Consider the following 16,243-nt stretch of genomic DNA (forward strand, 5'->3'; position numbering starts at 1 on the left):
AGATTTCGGGTGCTCAGTGGAATCAGCAAAATGTTGCTCAAGTTTTGAAACATCGGTGCGCTTATCTCAATGGCTATTTCTATTCCCCTAAGTATTTTTGCTCAGTGCCTAATTGAGATGCTCCCTCGCCAATCTTGTGGGGGGCGCTAACAAAATCTAGCAACACAAAATCAGCTTGTCCTGTACGCATAATATGATCCGCTTGTTCGGGAGTAGTGATTAAACCAACGGCGGCAGTTTAGCAAAACCATCATTACTGGAATATTGGCACATGGGCGAAACGCCAATGCGATTACGGAAGGTTACGCCACGTTGTTGGAATGGGGAAAATAGATATGTCATATTTAAATATCAAAACTTTTACAAAGAGATTCAATCGACTTCATCGGTAAATATAACTTCATAGGTTCTCGATTAAACCTCTCAAATCCATATTTTGTGTAGAAACTGACAGCCTTTTCATTCAGAGCTTCCGTAATTACTGCAAGGGATGCAACCTGTTTTGTCACCTCATACGATTTTTTGAGAGCATCAATTAAAAGTAGTTCTCCTAAGCCTTTTCCTTGCTGGCTACTGTCAACAGCGAGACGACCTAATAAAGTGGCTGGCAAAACAGGATAGCGCGGTAACTTTTTGGCGAAGGTGTTATCTAAATTGGCAATCTCAACAGTATACGCAGATAGAGTGTAATAGCCTAAAACCTGCATTTCTGAAGACTCAACTAAAACAAATACAGAAGCAACTCCTTTTTTTAAGTCTTGGGATGATTGCTTGAGAATGTAATGATCAAGGCTATCTTCTGTACAGGTAAATTTTGAACGGATATGTTTTGAGCTATCTAGAAGTTCAATTTTTAAAACCATCAGGATGACATTACTTGTTTGTAACGTAAAGCCGCAGCTTGTAAGTTCTCATTTGGTGCAGGAGCGCTGGCTAAAGCTTTCACAAAAGCTTCGCTATCCTCAATACTCAGTTTTAAGATTTGATGTTGCTCAATGACTTGACAAGCAGCCTTATGCAAAGAGGCAACAACAAAATCCGTGAGCGATCGCCCTTCTAGATCTGCGGCTTTTTGCAAAACTGCCTTAATTTCTGGACTAATCCGTGCCTCCAGTCTTGCCGTTAACTTTGCTTGTGAAGTATTCGCCATATTTGTTACGGAGATCTATCTAATGGTGCTAGATTATATACGGCAAATTGCCGTATTGTCAAGATTCTACAATTGATTAATGTCAACATTCTGGTAGTAAAGCATCTCTGAGGTGATCGCTAAACTATGGTTTCGTGAAGGAGAAGACTCGGAAATGAATGATTGCGGCAAGACTAATCAGGGTGATGGCGATCGCACAAACACCATGCCATTGCCACAGGCTCCAACCGACCGCACCGAGAAAAGAACCGATCGCACCGCCAGTATAATTTGTCACCATATAGACCGTATTCAAACGGCTTTCAGCATTGGGAACGAGACTGTAAATGCGAATTTGATTGAGAATGAAGGAGGCGTGCATTCCTAAGAATAGGAAGAGAACACCGATTATTAATCCTGAAAGATAGGTTCCTGCGATCGCTAAAATTGTAAAGGCTGTTAATGCTAAGGCGATCGCATAACTGAGAATTTTTCGGGGTGTATGTTCATCGGCAAGTCTGCCAATCAAAGGTGTGACCAAAGCGCCGACAATGCCTACTAAACCGAATAGTCCTGCAACTTTGCCATCGTAATGATAGCTTGATTCCAAAAAGAAGATCATCGTTGACCAAAAGACATTGAAGGAACCAAAGATTAGCGCGATATTTAAGGATGCTTCGCGTAATATGGGTTGCTCGCGAATCAATTGCAAAATACTTCCCATTAACTTGACATAGGACAATTGGGAAGCAGGTGGCACAATGGGCAGCTTGCTACGCACGGTAATGGCTAAGGTGACGATTAATCCTGCGGAGAGCCAATAGATTGATCGCCAGCCAAAGGTTTCGCCGATAAAGCCACTGATGGTACGGGCAAATACAAGACTGACGGATAAGCCACTCATCAAGAGTCCCAAAGTTTTTCCACGATCCAAGGGGCTGGATATTTGGGCGACCATCGGGATGATTAACTGGGCGACAATGCTGAGACAGCCGAGGGCAAGGCTGGCGATGGTGAGGGTGGTTAGGTTTGGGGAAGTTGCAACACCGATAATTGCGAAGACGAGCAGGCTCAGAACCGTGACGATTAATTTACGCCGTTCGAGGCGATCGCCTAGAGGAACGAGTAGTAATAAACCGATGGAATAGCCAACTTGAGTTACCGCAGGCACAACGCCTATTTGATGATCGGAGACTTGGAGATTGCGCCCCATTTGCGCTAGTAAGGGCTGATTGTAATAAACATTAGAGATCGCGAGTCCACTCACAATCGATAGCAATAAAATCAAGTGGCGATCGCTAGTGAAGTTCTCTCCAACTGGTTTAAAATTTTGCGATAAGATTTCTTCAGGAGACTCGACAGGATGGGATTGGGGCATTGAATCAGGCGAATAATTGGGGTTTGGCAATTTGTGATCATGCTCTAGATCCTGTTCGTTTGGACGAAAGTCTAATAGCGATCGCGATGGATAATGAAGCGACCAGAGATCATCTAAACCAGTGCGTTCAAAATTTCTGAAGTTCATGATATGACTATCCAATTGCAAAATTATTAAGTCTGCTTATCTTTTTTTCTGTCAGCTATACTTCAGATTCTGTATGTCCAGATTTCAAACTTGGCTGTTGATGATAATTCTGTATCTAGAGAGCCATATTGCTTGATGCAAAAATTTTCAAATTCAGCGATCGCCTGTTCAAAAATTTCCTCGGATACACGCCAACAAAATCCATAGGCTCGTAATTTAAAGAAGCTCAATAATTCTCTAACCCTGTTGCTAACTGTCCATTCCTTAGCGATCAAGTAACTAAATTGATAGCCTTTATTGAGAAAATATTGGTCTACATCTATGTTGATTTTAGCGATCGGCTTAGGTTCGGGATTTGTATCCTGAACTTCATACTTTGCCAAAATTGCTCGAAAATAATTCTCAAATTCTAATCTTGCAGGTGGTGTAATGCATTGAGCATTGAGATAAAAGCCGTTAGGTTTTAACACACGAGTAATCTCATCGAGAAAACTTTGCCAATCAGCAACAGTATGAATCATATGCACAGTTAAAACTACATCAAAACTCCGATCTGGGAAAGCTAATTGAGAAGCATCAGCGCAAATTAAATTTAGATTTGATGGCACTTCTGGCAATTTTTGGCGAAACTGATTGAGCATTTCTTGAGAAACATCAATTCCTGTCACCGCATAGCCACGCTTAACCAGAGGTACAACATTTACGCCAGTACCAACTCCTGCTTCTAAAAAAGAGGTTTCAGGATTTGCTTCAACTAAATTCAAAATAAAATCGGCGACCTCTTCAGCAATTGCTTCTGTTAACCAGCGTGTTTGGTCGTAGTGCTGAGCAATGCGATCGTAATAGTTAAATTTTGCCATTTATCAAGAAATACTATAAACGAGCAAATGTGGCTGCAAAAATTACAACCACATTTACGAATAGGATATATTTACAAGCGATCGCTAGACAGCTACCAATTCCTTCTTAACCACAAATTGATTAGTTGGACGAGGTAAACCGAGATTTTCGCGGAGGGTTTTTCCTTCGTACTCAGTGCGGAACAGTCCACGCTCTTGCAAGATTGGAATTACTAAATCCACAAACTCCTCTAATCCACTCGGTAAATAGGGAGGCATGATATTAAAGCCATCAGCCGCGTCATTGATAAACCATTCCTGAAGATGATCGGCGATCTGTTCAGGAGTACCAACAAGTTGATAATGACCTCTTGCCCCTGCAATCCATTGATAGAGTTGACGGATGGTTAGATTTTCCCGTCTTGCTAATCTAATCAATAAATCTTGACGGCTCTGGTGTAACTCTGTTTCAGGTAGATCGGGTAAAGGAGCATCAAGGGGATATGCCGATAAATCAACATTGCCCAACATACTGCTCAGCAAAGCCAAGCCAACTTTAGGATCAATACCATCCTGTAGCTTTTGGAACTTCTCCTGCGCTTCCTCTTCGGTACGACCAATCACAGGGAAAATCCCTGGCATGATTTTAATGTGATCGGGATTGCGACCAAATTTTGCGGCCCGTTCCTTCACATCGGCATAGAAAGCTTTGGCATCGGCAAGGGTTTGATGAGCCGTGAAAATGACTTCCGCCGTTTCCGCCGCCAGTTGCTTGCCATCTTCCGATGAGCCTGCCTGTACGATTACGGGATAGCCTTGGATGGGACGCGCCACATTTAAGGGACCTCGTACGGAGAAATATTCACCTTTATGATTGGGAACATGGAACTTATCTGGGTCAAAAAAGATACCTGATTCCTTGTCACGAATAAACGCATCATCTTCCCAACTGTCCCATAGTCCTTTGACGACATCCACGAATTCGCGAGCGCGTTGATAGCGTGGCGCATGGTCAGGATGCTTTTCCAGATTGAAGTTTTTCGCTTCACTATCGGTTGCCGATGTCACCAAATTCCAGCCAGCCCGACCGCCACTCAGGTAATCGAGAGAAGCGAATTTACGAGCAAGATGATAGGGTTCGTTATAGGTGGTGGAAACGGTAGCGATCAAGCCAATATGTTCTGTAACGACAGATAATGCCGAAAGTAACGTGATTGGTTCAAAATGGGCAACATGACCCGCACGACTGATAATATCTTTATCTTGACCGCGATCGCGTACCGACACACCATCAGCGAAGAAGATCGTATCAAATTTACCGCGTTCAGCAGTTTGAGCGATTTTACGGAAGTGGTTAAAATCTAAACCACCCTCAGCATTAGCATCAGGATAGCGCCAAGCTGCCACATGATGTCCTGAACTCATCAGGAATGCACCAAGTCTTATTTTACGTTTTTCAGTCATAGTTTTATACCACACCTACAGCAGCTAGGACAGGAGTATAGGCGGAAGAATCACCCTTAACGGCTTGGCTAGTCTTGCCATCGATGCCAACAGGGAGATCGCCAGCAATGGTGACACGCTGAACGCGGCGGGGTTGAGTGCCATAATCAGCGATCGCATAATGCTGGGTAGCGCGGTTATCCCAGAAAGCAACATCGCCTTCTTTCCATTTCCAACGCACAGTATTTTCTAAACGAGTAACATAGGATTGCAGCAAGCGAATAATGTCATTGGATTCCGTTTTAGAAAGTCCCTTAATCTGACGCACAAAGCCCCCGATAAAGAGACCACGTTCGCCTGATTCTGGATGTACTCGAACAACAGGGTGCAAAGTTTCGTAGCTCTTGGAAGTGAAAACACGTCTTGATTCCTTTTGCTGCTCCGAAAGTTCCACTGCTGCTTCTGCATAGTCATATTCATTACTATGCACTGCCCAGAGAGTATCAGCGAGATTGCGTAAATGTTCGGGTAAGTCTTGATAGGCGGTTACGGAATTTGCCCAAACCGTATCACCACCAACGGGAGGAATGGTAACAGCGCGAAGTACCGATCCTAGAGGTGGGCGATCAACAAAGGTAACATCGGTATGCCAATTGTTCGCACGGCTTTCAGTTCTGCTGTAATCGAGATCGAGGACATGGGGCTGATTAGCCAGTGATGGAACCGTGGGATGAGCGGTAGTGATTTCGCCAAAGCGACGGGCAAAGGCTAGTTGCCCATCAGCATCCAAATTTTGATTACGGAAGAAGATGACTTTATAGAATACAAGGGCTTTGCGAATGTCGGCGATGACTTCATCACTAAGATTGGTGCTGAGGTCAACATCAATTAGCTTAGCGCCAATCCGCCCCGCAACGGGTTTAATTTCAAAATGTTTGGAACTCATTTTTCTCTCCTAAAGGTTAAATGTTTCGATCCCCCTAAATCCCCCTTGTAAGAGGGGACTTTTTTAATCTTTTCCCCCCTTTCATAAGGGGGGCTAGGGGGGATCAACTTGAAATATGGGCGAAAGATAGAAAGCCTTAAAATGACTACACAATTTAATACAATGAAGCCAAAACCTTATCCGCAGCGAATCTAAACGCTGTCGCCGCACCCGCACTCAAATCGCGAGGCGCACAGAGACGATTACGAAGGTAGGCGAAGGTAATCGCCCCGATCGCAGCTTCGGGAGTGCCAGTCCCTTCCTTGCCGCCAGTATTGCCACCAGCGAGGACTTCACCATTGCCATAGAGCAGATAGTTGGCAAGAAATCGTAAATGGCGATCGACGATTTCCTGAACTGCCTCAAGATTGTTGTCCACTGCCAAAGCCGCAACACCTGAGTTCTTGAGAATATCGGCGATCGCTAATTCATGGTTATCGCTCAGACGTTCGGCAGCTTCCGCACGATTGGCTAAGAGATTGGCTCTATTAGCATCAAGAGGAGCAGGATTACCAATTGGCTCAATCCCAAAGCGGCGGCGCAATAGTAGATTATTGGTAGTGTTATCGGAAGCGGAGCGCTGGTACGCAGGACGTTGAGCGATCGCCTCAAACCAAGCATTGATTCTGGGAAATCGGGAATTGCCCCTAAGGTGATAGCCACGATAAACGGGAAGATTAGCGGCTAGGCGATCGAGGTGGGGACTATAGAGAATATCAACGAGACTAAATTCTGAAAGAAAGAAGGGGCTAGGATATCTGTCCAGATTGGCTTCGAGAATATCTAATTGGGCTTCAAATTTTGCTTTTAACTCCTCTAATTCCTCTGGATTTTCGGGAGCATTGCGCAATAGTTGATAGGCAAGATCCCGAAAACCATTAGTTTCTGATTCTTCAATCCAGCGATCGGCTACGGCTCTTTCTTCGGGATTGCTAGGCAGTAAAGGCACTTCAGGAAAACGTTTTTCTAAAGCCAGTAGAATATCTTTGGATTCGTAAACTAGTTCGCCTTCAATCTTGACCGCAGGCACAAGGGTTGTCGGTACGAGATCGGTGTACCATTTGGGTTTGTCGCTGAGATTGATAAATTCCGTGGTAAAGGGAATGCCTTTTTCTTCAAGGGCAAACCAAACTCTTTCGCAAAAAGGACACCAAGAATTAGAGTCGCGATAGAGTAATACTGGGGCAATGCCATCGGCGGGTAATTTATCCCAACTGCTAGGAATTGGCTGTGTAGATGGATGTTGACCAACACGCCGAATCCGCCTTGCATCGGTATATTTACGGGCAGTTTCTAAGAGATATTCCCAACTGGGGAGAGTGGTAATTGGTGATTGGTGATTGGGCGGAGAGATAACAGTTGCAGTTGACATATAATTTGCTCCTTTAAATAATGGTAGAGCTTAGTGAAAGGTTTTAGTGAAAGGTTTGATCCCCCTCAATCCCCCTTAAAAAGGCGGAAGAAGATAATAATTAATTAATTCTCCCCCCTTTACAAGGGGGGCTGGGGGGGATCTCTTTCAATCAATATCCTGTCGATTTATCCACTACATTTCGCAAAGGCTGACCTGTGCGATAACGTTGCAGATTATCGAGAAAGAGATTGACAATGCGATCGATCGCTCTTGGTGAAGAAGCGGAAGTATGGGGCGTGATAAACACATTCGGCAAAGTCCAGAGAGGACTCTCTGGAGGCAAAGGCTCGACGGTGAAAGTATCGAGAGCTGCACCTGCGATTCTTTCTTCTTTAAGAGCCTTAATCAATGCATCCTCATCGACGATCGCACCTCTAGCAATGTTGATCACAAAGGCTTCAGGACGCAAAGCATTGATCGCCGCTTCATCAAACAGCTTGGTGGTTTCAGGGGTAAGGGGTGTGGCGATAACCACATAATCGACTTCAGGCAATAGCGATCGCCATTCATCTTTACCGACAATCAAATCGAAATTTTCAAGGGGTTGCGGATTACTACGCGAACCGATTACTTTTAGTCCAAAGGCTTTAGCGCGTTGAGCGATCGCTTGACCAATATTTCCAGCACCGATAATCAGGATTGTTTTTCCATAAATTTCACCAAGCTGTAACTCAAACCCACGCTTCCAACCACGCTGTTGACGTAGCTCTAGTAAGGTATCGATTTTCTTGGCGTGGTAGAGAATGTAGGTCAGCACAAACTCGGAAATCGGAATTGCGGAATTGCCTGCACCATTGGTGAGGATGATATCGCGCTCTAGATATTTCGGTGTGAGAATGTGATTTACACCAGCACTGGGGGTTTGATGCCAACGGATTTGGGGGGCAACATCGAGGACTTTATGCAGAGTCGGAGGTTTAAGATAGAACCAATTGAAATAAACCTCGGCATCCGTAGGATCGCCTTCAATCTTGCCAGTTGAGTCTACCCATGCTTTTTCGAGATCGGGATAGCGATCGCTCGTTAAATGTGGTTCTAAGCGATCGGCAAATTCTTTAGGAAGTAATGCTTTCATATTCTAAGATTCTTTTAAAATTTCTGGAGGTGTAATTGCGACGTAAACTTCCGCAGGTAAGAGGGCTCCTTGAATATCAACTTTCTTCGGAATCACCTTCTCATCAAAAAATAAATCTGCCACCCTTTGCTGTTCCTTAATTAGCAGCGGAGTCAGCCCTCTACGTCCTGCAAAGGTACGCCGTCCGATAACTTTTTCCGCAACACTGGATTTAAGCTTTAACTCCCTTGCGTAAATTTCCGTAACTTCCGAGCGATTTGCTTCTGACCATTTATCTAGTTCATGCAACTCTTCGATGATCGCCTTGAGCAATCCCAAGTTCTCCAAAGCAAAGGGCTTACGGGCGACGTAGTAGGCTCCAGGAGAGTCCAAACCAACTGCATCTTTAATGACTCGAATTCGACCTAAATCTTCAGCGATCGCATAATGAGGATCGCCAGATACCCAGACAGGAATTTTTCCTTCGATAAAGGCTCCTCTAGTTTCAACTGTGGGCGCACTTTTAACCTTGATATCTTTAATCGTTAAGCCAACTTCCTGCAAAGCTCTGACGATAAAGTAGTGGGAAGCAGAACCTTTTTGGAAATAAACCTCTTGACCTTTAATATCTTCAATCTTTTGAATTGTCGATTCTGGTGGCACGGCAATGACACTTGCACGACCAGTCAGAGGGGTATTTCTCGTGCCGACTACATAAACGATATCGGCTCCTGCGGCTTGAGCAAAGATGGGCGGACTTTCACCAACTGCGCCAAAGTCAATCTTCCCAACATTCATCGCTTCCATTAGTTGCGGCCCTTGAGCAAATTGCGCCCATTCCACAGTTACGCCAAGAGTTTCTAGCCGTTTTTCGAGAACTTTTCTGGCTCTGACGAGATCACCTGCGGATTGATAGCCAACTCGGAGAACTTTGGTTTTGATGCCAAGATCAATTGCCGCATTGGGACTTGTATTACTTGTGCTATTGCTAGCTATGGGGCTAGGCGTTGTACTAGATGTTGTGCCAGATGTTGTGCTAGGTGTTGTATTGGCAGTTTGGCTACCACAACTTCCTAAAAACAGAGCCGTAGATAGCCCTGTTAAACCCTGAGCAGTTAATGACAGAAAACGACGACGGGGTAAATACAATGGGGAAGTCATAGTTGCAATCCTAAAGACCTAAATTTAAATTAGTGTTTAGATTAGTGTTTAGACTAGTGTTTCCAAGCTACCAATGCAGATGCAGACAGTTGTTCCGTAAAGGTTCCCGATGGTTCAACTTCCAACAGAGAAGCCCGTAAATCCTTTTCAAAGTTGTCACGATTTTCACCAAAAAAGGATGGCAACCCAAAGGCAGTAGAGTAGATGTATCCCAAATAGGAATCAACTGTCCAATCTTTGGGAAAGGTAAACTCAAAACGCTCTTGACGGGCAAATTTGGACTTAGCAATTACCTCTGTGTGCGGCACTGGTAACGGTTGCCATTTTCCTTCGCCTGCCTTACCAGTGCGGCGTTCTTCGCCGAGCCAACGTTTGACCACGGCGATCGCGGTTTTCTTCCAAGGTAAGTCGCTATTCCAAGGATCGTCTCCTGTGGCAAGAATAGCAACACCACCATTATCGGTTAATAATGGATAGAGCTTTTCTAAAACAAGTTCTCGTTGTGTCCAATGGAATGAACGCCCAAAGGTTGCTAACTGAAACTGACCGAGTTCGGGCGAGATGGACTCGGCACGATCTTGAATCCAGCGAATATTGGTGACACCCTGAGCAATTGCTTCAGCTCTGGCTTCGGCAAGCATTGATTCATCAGGATCGATCGCCACTACTTCAGAAAAGCGATCGCTAAAGGGAATCGCCACCACACCAGTACCACTACCGAGATCGAGTAAGCGCCCTTTGCCATCAATTGGAAATAGCTCGGTGAGCTTGTCAAATAGGGCTTGGGGATAGCGCGATCGGTAGCGGACATAGTAGGGGGCAGCCCCTTGAAATAATGTGGGATCGTAGGTAGGAATTGCTGTGACAGTCATTGATGTATCTCCTATAAATTTGCGTTGAATTTGCGTTGAATTTACGTTGAATTTACGTTGAATTAAGTCCTAAGACTTCTTCTCTTTTGCGAGAGCAAGTACATTTTTGGGGAGCAAATACTCGTATTCTTCAGGCTTTAAAAATCCTTCCCGCACATTAGGCTTATTGGGAATCAACTTGTACTTAAACCAAAACTCTGCTACCCGTTCTTGGCTCTTGATCGTATCTTCGGTGATTGGACGCAATCCATATTCATACTTTGTATGAACTTTCTCCAAAACTGGTACTTCAATTTTGGCAACATCAGTTAAAAGCTCTGCGGCTTCCTTAGGATTAGCACCTACCCACGCATCAGCTTTTTCAACTTCTTCAAAGAGAGCTTTAATTGCTTCCTTATTCTCTTCGTAGAATTTGCGATTTGTGGAAATGTAATTAGGAACATCTTGAAGCTTTTCGCCATCGGTGAGGACACGCCCAATCCCAGCTATTTCCGCTCTAGTAACAAAGGGTTCCCAGATATACCAAGCATCAATCTTGCCCTGTGTAAGCGCGGTAACCGCATCGGCAGGAGGCAAAAAGACGGATTCAAAATCATTAATGGTTAGCCCTGCATCTTCAAAGGCTCTTACCGCTAAGTAATGCCCAATGGAAGCTTTTTGAAAGGCAACCTTCTTCCCTTTGAGATCGGCAATGGTCTTTGCGGGGGAATCTTTGGGAACCAAGAGAGATACACTTTTGCCATTCGTGGGTGAGGCGGCGAGGTATACCAGTGAACCGCCTGCGGCTTGAGCAAATACAGGAGGATGAGCCGCAGTGGTGGCAATGTCTAGTCCATTAGCATTGAGGACAGCTTCTAACTGTTGAGGCCCTGCGGCAAATTCTAGCCATTTGACTTCATAGCCAATCTTTTCCAATTCCTTAGCTAACGTACCCTTCTTCTCCAGTACAGCCAAGCCTCCAAGCCCTCTAGATCTGATAATCCGAATTACTTTTTTGCTACCAGTGTTTGATTTACTAGCTTCAGTCGGTTTGGTATCCGCAGGTTTTGAGGTATTGGTAGTCGAATTAGTAGTTGAATTAGATACGGGAGGATTAGAACCGCAACCAAGTAAAGATGTTGATAGGACGATGCTGTAAGCCGCCGAAAATAATAGCGATCGCCTTCCTAATTTACGGCTGAGATGGCGATCCTTCAAAGCATTAAGCATATATAAATAAATGTCCAATTTCGATGTGTCTGTGAGGCGGATAAAATTAATTTGGTTGTGAAAAGGTAGAGTTACCTAAAAATTTCCTTGAAAAATACTTAAGTGTAATCAAGTTAGTGACAACAACTTTGTTGAGAAAAATCTTTAATTAAACTTGCCATTTTTGTCTTTATATAAGTTTTTAAACTTAATCTACTAAAATTACGTGTAAATACCGTAGTTAATTTAAATCATCGTGACATATGCTTATCCTAAAAGCAAGTTACATAGAATACAAACAAGAGTTGATATAAAGTATCAACTCTTGTTTGTAGCTTTTAAGTAGTTTTTAAGTAGTTTTTAAATTTGCCTAATCACTTTATTTCTTCAACCAAGGAATTTCTGCTGCTGCATATCTGAAAGCACGAAAGACGGCATTGTTTTCTCCTTGAGCAAGGGGAGGAATATCGCCCGAATTCCGTCTCGCAAAATAGGGGTTGATATATTCCCAAACAATTTCACCGTCACTAGTTACTTCAAAGAAGCGTCCAAAGTTACCTTCCGTAATCAAAGTATTGCCATTGGATAAGCGCTGTGCCCCTGAAATATAGGGGCTGAAGAAGTTCTGAGCAGGTTTGTCGTGGTATTGCCAAACAATTTCCTTAGTAGCGCGATTTACTTCAATTACGCGAGAGTAAGGTAGCGCTACATTTTGACGATGTGTTCCATTATCGAAAATGAGAATATTACCATTTTCTAATTCATGGGGATAATGTTGATGGGCTAAGACATCGGAACCTAAGCGCCAGATGATCTCGCTGGTTTGGCGATCAATAATCGCGACTGTGGAAATATTGCGGAAACTGACGATAATATTGCCGTCAGCCAGTTCGCCAACTGTGTTCCCATGACTCCATTCATGGCGCAAGTCCTGCTTGGTAATGATGTCTGTTTCAGGATCGAGATGTTCGTGAGCGTGCCATGTCCAGACAATTTCTCCTGCGGGAGTAACTTCGTAAAGTACATCAGCATAGATATCCGTGCCATTAACTTCGCTATTGGGAACGCCGCCTTGGATTTTGGGAACTAGCTCGGCGGGAATCTTCTCGATCGCTAAAATGATCGTGTTGCCATTTTTCAAGCGTCGCGCATCGTGATGATGGTCGGGATGTTGATATTCCCAAACAATCTTCCCTGAAGGCGCAACCTCGGCAACTACACCACCCTTAAAGTTTTGCCATGCTGCAAACCTTGGTGGATTTTCTACGGTTTTGCCGTTATAGAACAGATTGCCATTGGGTAAGAAATAGGCATAGAGTCCAGGAGCATAGGGTAATTTCCATTCATGGACAAGATTACCTTCGATATCAATCAAATAGATTTCACCTTGTCCTGTTAAGGGAGTGAATAGGGTATAGCCCTTGAATGCCTTAGCAGGATTGTAAGCGCGAAGCACTGTCCCACGGCGGCGAACGGTGTTTTGATCAATGGGTTGATTAATTTCAGTCGGTTGACTGGGCTGTTGATTAGGCTTTTCGAGTGCGATCGTCATTGCTTTCTCTCTTTTATTCTCTCTGTCTTCGTTTCAAGTTGTAGATCCCCCTCAATCCCCCTTAAAAAGGGGGAAGAAGAAAAGAAAAATTCTCCCCCCTTTTTAAGGGGGGCTGGGGGGGATCTTTAGTAACTCATGAGCCTTACAGGAAAGTTATGGGCGAGGTGGTCAGGGCTAAAATGTCACTAATTCTTTTTTCTCAACCTTGACAGACTCAACATCAGGCTTGACCCAAACTTGATCGAGCCCGCCACTAAGCAAGCGATAATGCTGGGTTGCGTCTTGCTTGTTGAAATCAGTCCGACGGTGCATCCCACGGCTTTCGGTGCGGGCTAAGCCACTGTTATACATCCATCGCGCTGTCGCCACCATTGAAGCAGCTTCACGAGCACGGATCACTTGCTCTTTTGCCTGTGCGCCACTATTGCGGATTTCATTCCATAGATGGTCGAGATTTTGGAGAGAAGCTTTGAGAGTAGTTTCCGAACGGAACCAGTTGCGATCGTAGGGGAAGACTTCGCCTTGGGTTGCGGCGATCGCTTCTTCAGGATTAAAGGCTTTACGTCCATCCTGTTGTAGCCCTGCATCACCGATCGCACGGACTTGGCGATCGCTAACTTTTGTACCTAGACGCACCGCATATTCCGCTGCCGATTGACCCGCCCAATAGCCCGAAGAGGTCGCCCAAGCGGCATTATGGCTACCACCACCAGTGAAACCACCGCAAATTAATTCGCGCGTTGCCGCGTCACCTGCGGCATAGAGTCCTGCTACGGAAGTAGCGCAGGAGTAATTAGCGATGCGAATACCGCCCGTACCGCGTACCGTTCCTTCTAGACGCAAAGTGATCGGGAAGCGATCGGTAAAGGGATCAATACCAGCGCGATCGAAATAGATAAAGAAATTAGGTTGAGAAGCTCGCATCCAATCTCTAATCTCGTCGGTGACTTCGTTATCGAGACGGGCATAAACGGGTTGATCAATTAGGGTTTTAGCAATGACAGAACGTCCCTTTGCTGAGCCAGCACCTTCGATGATCGTGCCATCTTCGTAGGTGAAGGAAGCCCATGAGTAGAAGCGAGTTTTGGTAACTGAGGAATCTCTAGGGGCGATCGCATAGGCGTTGGAAAATTCCATCCCTGAGAAATCGGCTCCTGCTTCGGCTGCCATTAAGTAGCCATCGCCAGTCAGCACATTGCAACCGAGGGATTTGCTCAAGAAAGCACAGCCGCCTGTGGCAATGATTACCGCCGATGATTTCACAGTCCAGCTTTCACCAGTTTGACGATTAACTCCTCTTGCGCCAGCAACTGCACCTTCGTTATCAACGAGCAGTTCCAAAGCAGGGCTGTTGTCAAGAATTTCCACACCCGCTTTGCGAATCTTTTTCCGCATTAGACGCAAGTATTCAGGACCTTGCAGCGATCGCTTAATTGGTTGACCATCGTTATCGATTTGGAAAGGATAGCCCCAATCAGCCAATGTATTGACATTATCATAGGTGCGATCGAGTACGCGCTGCATCCAATTGCGATCGGCTAGGAAACCACCCATCGCTTCTCGACTTGCCATTGCTTGTTCGCGCTGTTCAGGATCGGGGGGAATGTACCATACGCCATTGCCTGCGGCGGCGGCCGCCCCACTGGTTCCACAATAGCCCTTATCGACGAGAATCACCTTTGAGCCACTTTGAGCAGCGCTCCATGCTGACCAAGTACCTGCGGGACCACCACCGATGACTAATACATCTGCTTCTAAATTCAGTTCCGAAAGAGTGTTTGATAGGCGAGACATAATGTTTTTCCTTGATTAAGTAATAGACTGAAAAATAAGTTTGAGATTTCTGTCTACGGTTTAAGGGTTGATCCCCCTCAATCCCCCTTAAGAAGGGGGAAGAAGAGAGAATAAAATTCTTCCCCCTTCTTAAGGGGGGCTGGGGGGGATCTCTAAGAACTAGGCGACTGCCATTCTTTAATCTCAAAGTTGGTTTTTAACAACTTCTGATCGGCGAGAAACTGCTTCGTGGAATTGAGTAGCTGCAAACCTTCCGTAGGAAATGCTTCCTTAGTGAATAGCTCAATGGGATAAGCCTGTTTGATAACTTCCTCAGAATATCCACTTGCCCTAGATGCAAACTTATAGAAAGCATCAGGGTTTGCTTTGATATCCTCGAGGGCTTTGAGCCGAATCTTTTCCCACTTCTCAGCAAACCGAGGATTCTTTTTTAAGAAATCCTCAGTGATCACCGTGACACCTGAGCCAACCAGTTCCCTATGATTTTTGGCTTGATCGATCGCAGGGTAGCCCTGCGCGATTAACTCCAAACCAATCGCGATCGTAAATGGATAAGCCGCAATATCACCCCGTTCTAGTGCTGCTTTAGAATCCGCAGTGGAAACCTGTACGAGCTTGACATCCTTAGCAATACCCGCTTTCTCTAAGCGACCCAGTAAGTAACGATGCAAATAGGTTCCTTTGGTAACGCCAACCTTTTCACCCTTTAAGTCTTCTACGGTTTTCGCACCATTTTTCTTAGTAATTAAATAGGCATCATTACCAACACGATTTTGATTGATAATGACGGTTTTCAAGCCTGCCGATCGCCCAGCTAATGCAGGCGTATCACCATACATTCCTAAATCAAGACGGTTTCCTGCGATCGCTTCATTCAGAGGTGGTCCTCCGACAAAGGGAACAAACTTAACTTCAGTAATTCCAAATTCCTTGAGTTCAGGAACTAACCAATTTTTTTCTAAAGCCCAACCTTCGGGACCAATGGGAATCTTGCTTTCAGAGCTAATAAATCCCACTCGGAGTACCACGGCTTCCGTAGGTGTTTGCTTGGCGGCGGCGACCTTGGGTGCATCAGCATCTTTAGTTGCTTGCACCGTGCCTGTGCTACAGCCACTTGTAGCTAGGGTCAAAGAAAGGATGGCGATCGCCGCGATCGCTGATTTTGTCCATTTAGGTAAAATTCTATGTCCAGATTTGGGTTGCATTACCCACACCTCTTAAGTTCTCGATCAACTGCTCTACTCATACCAATTCACGCCAATTCACGAAAATGTGACAACACTTTTG

15 protein-coding genes are annotated in these 16,243 nt (G+C 44.9%); all 15 read right to left on the reverse strand.

The features are described from left to right. Positions 1-219 precede the first annotated feature (219 nt). Complete coding sequence (locus tag PseudUWO310_RS23685) at positions 220-342, reverse strand: hypothetical protein (RefSeq protein WP_263363465.1); 123 nt, start codon at positions 340-342, stop codon at positions 220-222. Between the two features lie 2 nt (positions 343-344). Further along, on the reverse strand, positions 345-863 hold the full coding sequence (locus tag PseudUWO310_RS19100; protein ID WP_143122077.1) for a GNAT family N-acetyltransferase: 519 nt from the start codon (positions 861-863) through the stop codon (positions 345-347). After that, complete coding sequence (locus PseudUWO310_RS19105) at positions 863-1,150, reverse strand: DUF1778 domain-containing protein (RefSeq protein WP_143122078.1); 288 nt, start codon at positions 1,148-1,150, stop codon at positions 863-865. Before PseudUWO310_RS19105 ends, PseudUWO310_RS19100 begins: the two co-directional genes overlap by 1 nt. A gap of 124 nt (positions 1,151-1,274) precedes the next feature. Next, on the reverse strand, positions 1,275-2,654 hold the full coding sequence (locus PseudUWO310_RS19110; protein ID WP_143122079.1) for an MFS transporter: 1,380 nt from the start codon (positions 2,652-2,654) through the stop codon (positions 1,275-1,277). Positions 2,655-2,716: 62 nt separating this feature from the next. Then, positions 2,717-3,514 carry a class I SAM-dependent methyltransferase gene (locus PseudUWO310_RS19115; RefSeq protein ID WP_143122080.1) on the reverse strand — a complete coding sequence of 266 codons (798 nt, stop codon included), beginning with the start codon at positions 3,512-3,514 and terminating at the stop codon, positions 2,717-2,719. 84 nt (positions 3,515-3,598) lie between these two features. Further along, complete coding sequence (locus tag PseudUWO310_RS19120; protein ID WP_143122081.1) at positions 3,599-4,957, reverse strand: LLM class flavin-dependent oxidoreductase; 1,359 nt, start codon at positions 4,955-4,957, stop codon at positions 3,599-3,601. A 4-nt stretch (positions 4,958-4,961) separates the two neighbouring features. Next, positions 4,962-5,882, reverse strand: a complete 921-nt coding sequence (locus PseudUWO310_RS19125) for a TauD/TfdA dioxygenase family protein (RefSeq protein WP_143122082.1) — start codon at positions 5,880-5,882, stop codon at positions 4,962-4,964. Positions 5,883-6,036: 154 nt separating this feature from the next. Beyond that, positions 6,037-7,293, reverse strand: a complete 1,257-nt coding sequence (locus PseudUWO310_RS19130) for a glutathione S-transferase family protein (protein WP_143122083.1) — start codon at positions 7,291-7,293, stop codon at positions 6,037-6,039. A 151-nt stretch (positions 7,294-7,444) separates the two neighbouring features. After that, positions 7,445-8,410, reverse strand: coding sequence for a D-2-hydroxyacid dehydrogenase (locus PseudUWO310_RS19135; RefSeq protein WP_143122084.1), 966 nt, complete (start codon positions 8,408-8,410; stop codon positions 7,445-7,447). Positions 8,411-8,413: 3 nt separating this feature from the next. Continuing rightward, complete coding sequence (locus PseudUWO310_RS19140) at positions 8,414-9,550, reverse strand: aliphatic sulfonate ABC transporter substrate-binding protein (protein WP_143122085.1); 1,137 nt, start codon at positions 9,548-9,550, stop codon at positions 8,414-8,416. 53 nt (positions 9,551-9,603) lie between these two features. After that, entirely contained in the window at positions 9,604-10,422 is an 819-nt protein-coding gene (locus PseudUWO310_RS19145; protein WP_143122086.1) for a class I SAM-dependent methyltransferase, read from the reverse strand. Positions 10,423-10,491: 69 nt separating this feature from the next. Next, a complete protein-coding gene (locus tag PseudUWO310_RS19150; protein WP_143122087.1) occupies positions 10,492-11,631 on the reverse strand; it encodes an aliphatic sulfonate ABC transporter substrate-binding protein in 1,140 nt (379 codons plus the stop codon). A gap of 358 nt (positions 11,632-11,989) precedes the next feature. After that, positions 11,990-13,162 (reverse strand): aryl-sulfate sulfotransferase, encoded by a 1,173-nt coding sequence (locus PseudUWO310_RS19155; protein WP_143122088.1) that lies wholly within the window; start codon positions 13,160-13,162, stop codon positions 11,990-11,992. A 174-nt stretch (positions 13,163-13,336) separates the two neighbouring features. Beyond that, complete coding sequence (locus PseudUWO310_RS19160; RefSeq protein WP_143122089.1) at positions 13,337-14,956, reverse strand: FAD-dependent oxidoreductase; 1,620 nt, start codon at positions 14,954-14,956, stop codon at positions 13,337-13,339. A gap of 152 nt (positions 14,957-15,108) precedes the next feature. Next, positions 15,109-16,161 (reverse strand): ABC transporter substrate-binding protein, encoded by a 1,053-nt coding sequence (locus PseudUWO310_RS19165; protein ID WP_143122090.1) that lies wholly within the window; start codon positions 16,159-16,161, stop codon positions 15,109-15,111. Between the last annotated feature and the right edge of the window lie 82 nt (positions 16,162-16,243).

The organism is Pseudanabaena sp. UWO310, assembly GCF_006861605.1.
In the GTDB taxonomy this organism is placed as follows: Bacteria; Cyanobacteriota; Cyanobacteriia; order Pseudanabaenales; family Pseudanabaenaceae; genus Pseudanabaena.

Excerpts from the sequence above, each read along its gene's own strand:
- PseudUWO310_RS19165 (WP_143122090.1), bottom strand. The coding sequence starts at position 16,161 with ATGCAACCCAAATCTGGACATAGAATTTTACCTAAATGGACAAAATCA.
- PseudUWO310_RS19105 (WP_143122078.1), bottom strand. The coding sequence starts at position 1,150 with ATGGCGAATACTTCACAAGCAAAGTTAACGGCAAGACTGGAGGCACGG.
- PseudUWO310_RS19110 (WP_143122079.1), bottom strand. The coding sequence starts at position 2,654 with ATGAACTTCAGAAATTTTGAACGCACTGGTTTAGATGATCTCTGGTCG.
- PseudUWO310_RS19155 (WP_143122088.1), bottom strand. The coding sequence starts at position 13,162 with ATGACGATCGCACTCGAAAAGCCTAATCAACAGCCCAGTCAACCGACT.
- PseudUWO310_RS23685 (WP_263363465.1), bottom strand. The coding sequence starts at position 342 with ATGACATATCTATTTTCCCCATTCCAACAACGTGGCGTAACCTTCCGT.
- PseudUWO310_RS19145 (WP_143122086.1), bottom strand. The coding sequence starts at position 10,422 with ATGACTGTCACAGCAATTCCTACCTACGATCCCACATTATTTCAAGGG.
- PseudUWO310_RS19100 (WP_143122077.1), bottom strand. The coding sequence starts at position 863 with ATGGTTTTAAAAATTGAACTTCTAGATAGCTCAAAACATATCCGTTCA.
- PseudUWO310_RS19135 (WP_143122084.1), bottom strand. The coding sequence starts at position 8,410 with ATGAAAGCATTACTTCCTAAAGAATTTGCCGATCGCTTAGAACCACAT.
- PseudUWO310_RS19160 (WP_143122089.1), bottom strand. The coding sequence starts at position 14,956 with ATGTCTCGCCTATCAAACACTCTTTCGGAACTGAATTTAGAAGCAGAT.
- PseudUWO310_RS19140 (WP_143122085.1), bottom strand. The coding sequence starts at position 9,550 with ATGACTTCCCCATTGTATTTACCCCGTCGTCGTTTTCTGTCATTAACT.
- PseudUWO310_RS19120 (WP_143122081.1), bottom strand. The coding sequence starts at position 4,957 with ATGACTGAAAAACGTAAAATAAGACTTGGTGCATTCCTGATGAGTTCA.
- PseudUWO310_RS19150 (WP_143122087.1), bottom strand. The coding sequence starts at position 11,631 with ATGCTTAATGCTTTGAAGGATCGCCATCTCAGCCGTAAATTAGGAAGG.
- PseudUWO310_RS19125 (WP_143122082.1), bottom strand. The coding sequence starts at position 5,882 with ATGAGTTCCAAACATTTTGAAATTAAACCCGTTGCGGGGCGGATTGGC.
- PseudUWO310_RS19115 (WP_143122080.1), bottom strand. The coding sequence starts at position 3,514 with ATGGCAAAATTTAACTATTACGATCGCATTGCTCAGCACTACGACCAA.
- PseudUWO310_RS19130 (WP_143122083.1), bottom strand. The coding sequence starts at position 7,293 with ATGTCAACTGCAACTGTTATCTCTCCGCCCAATCACCAATCACCAATT.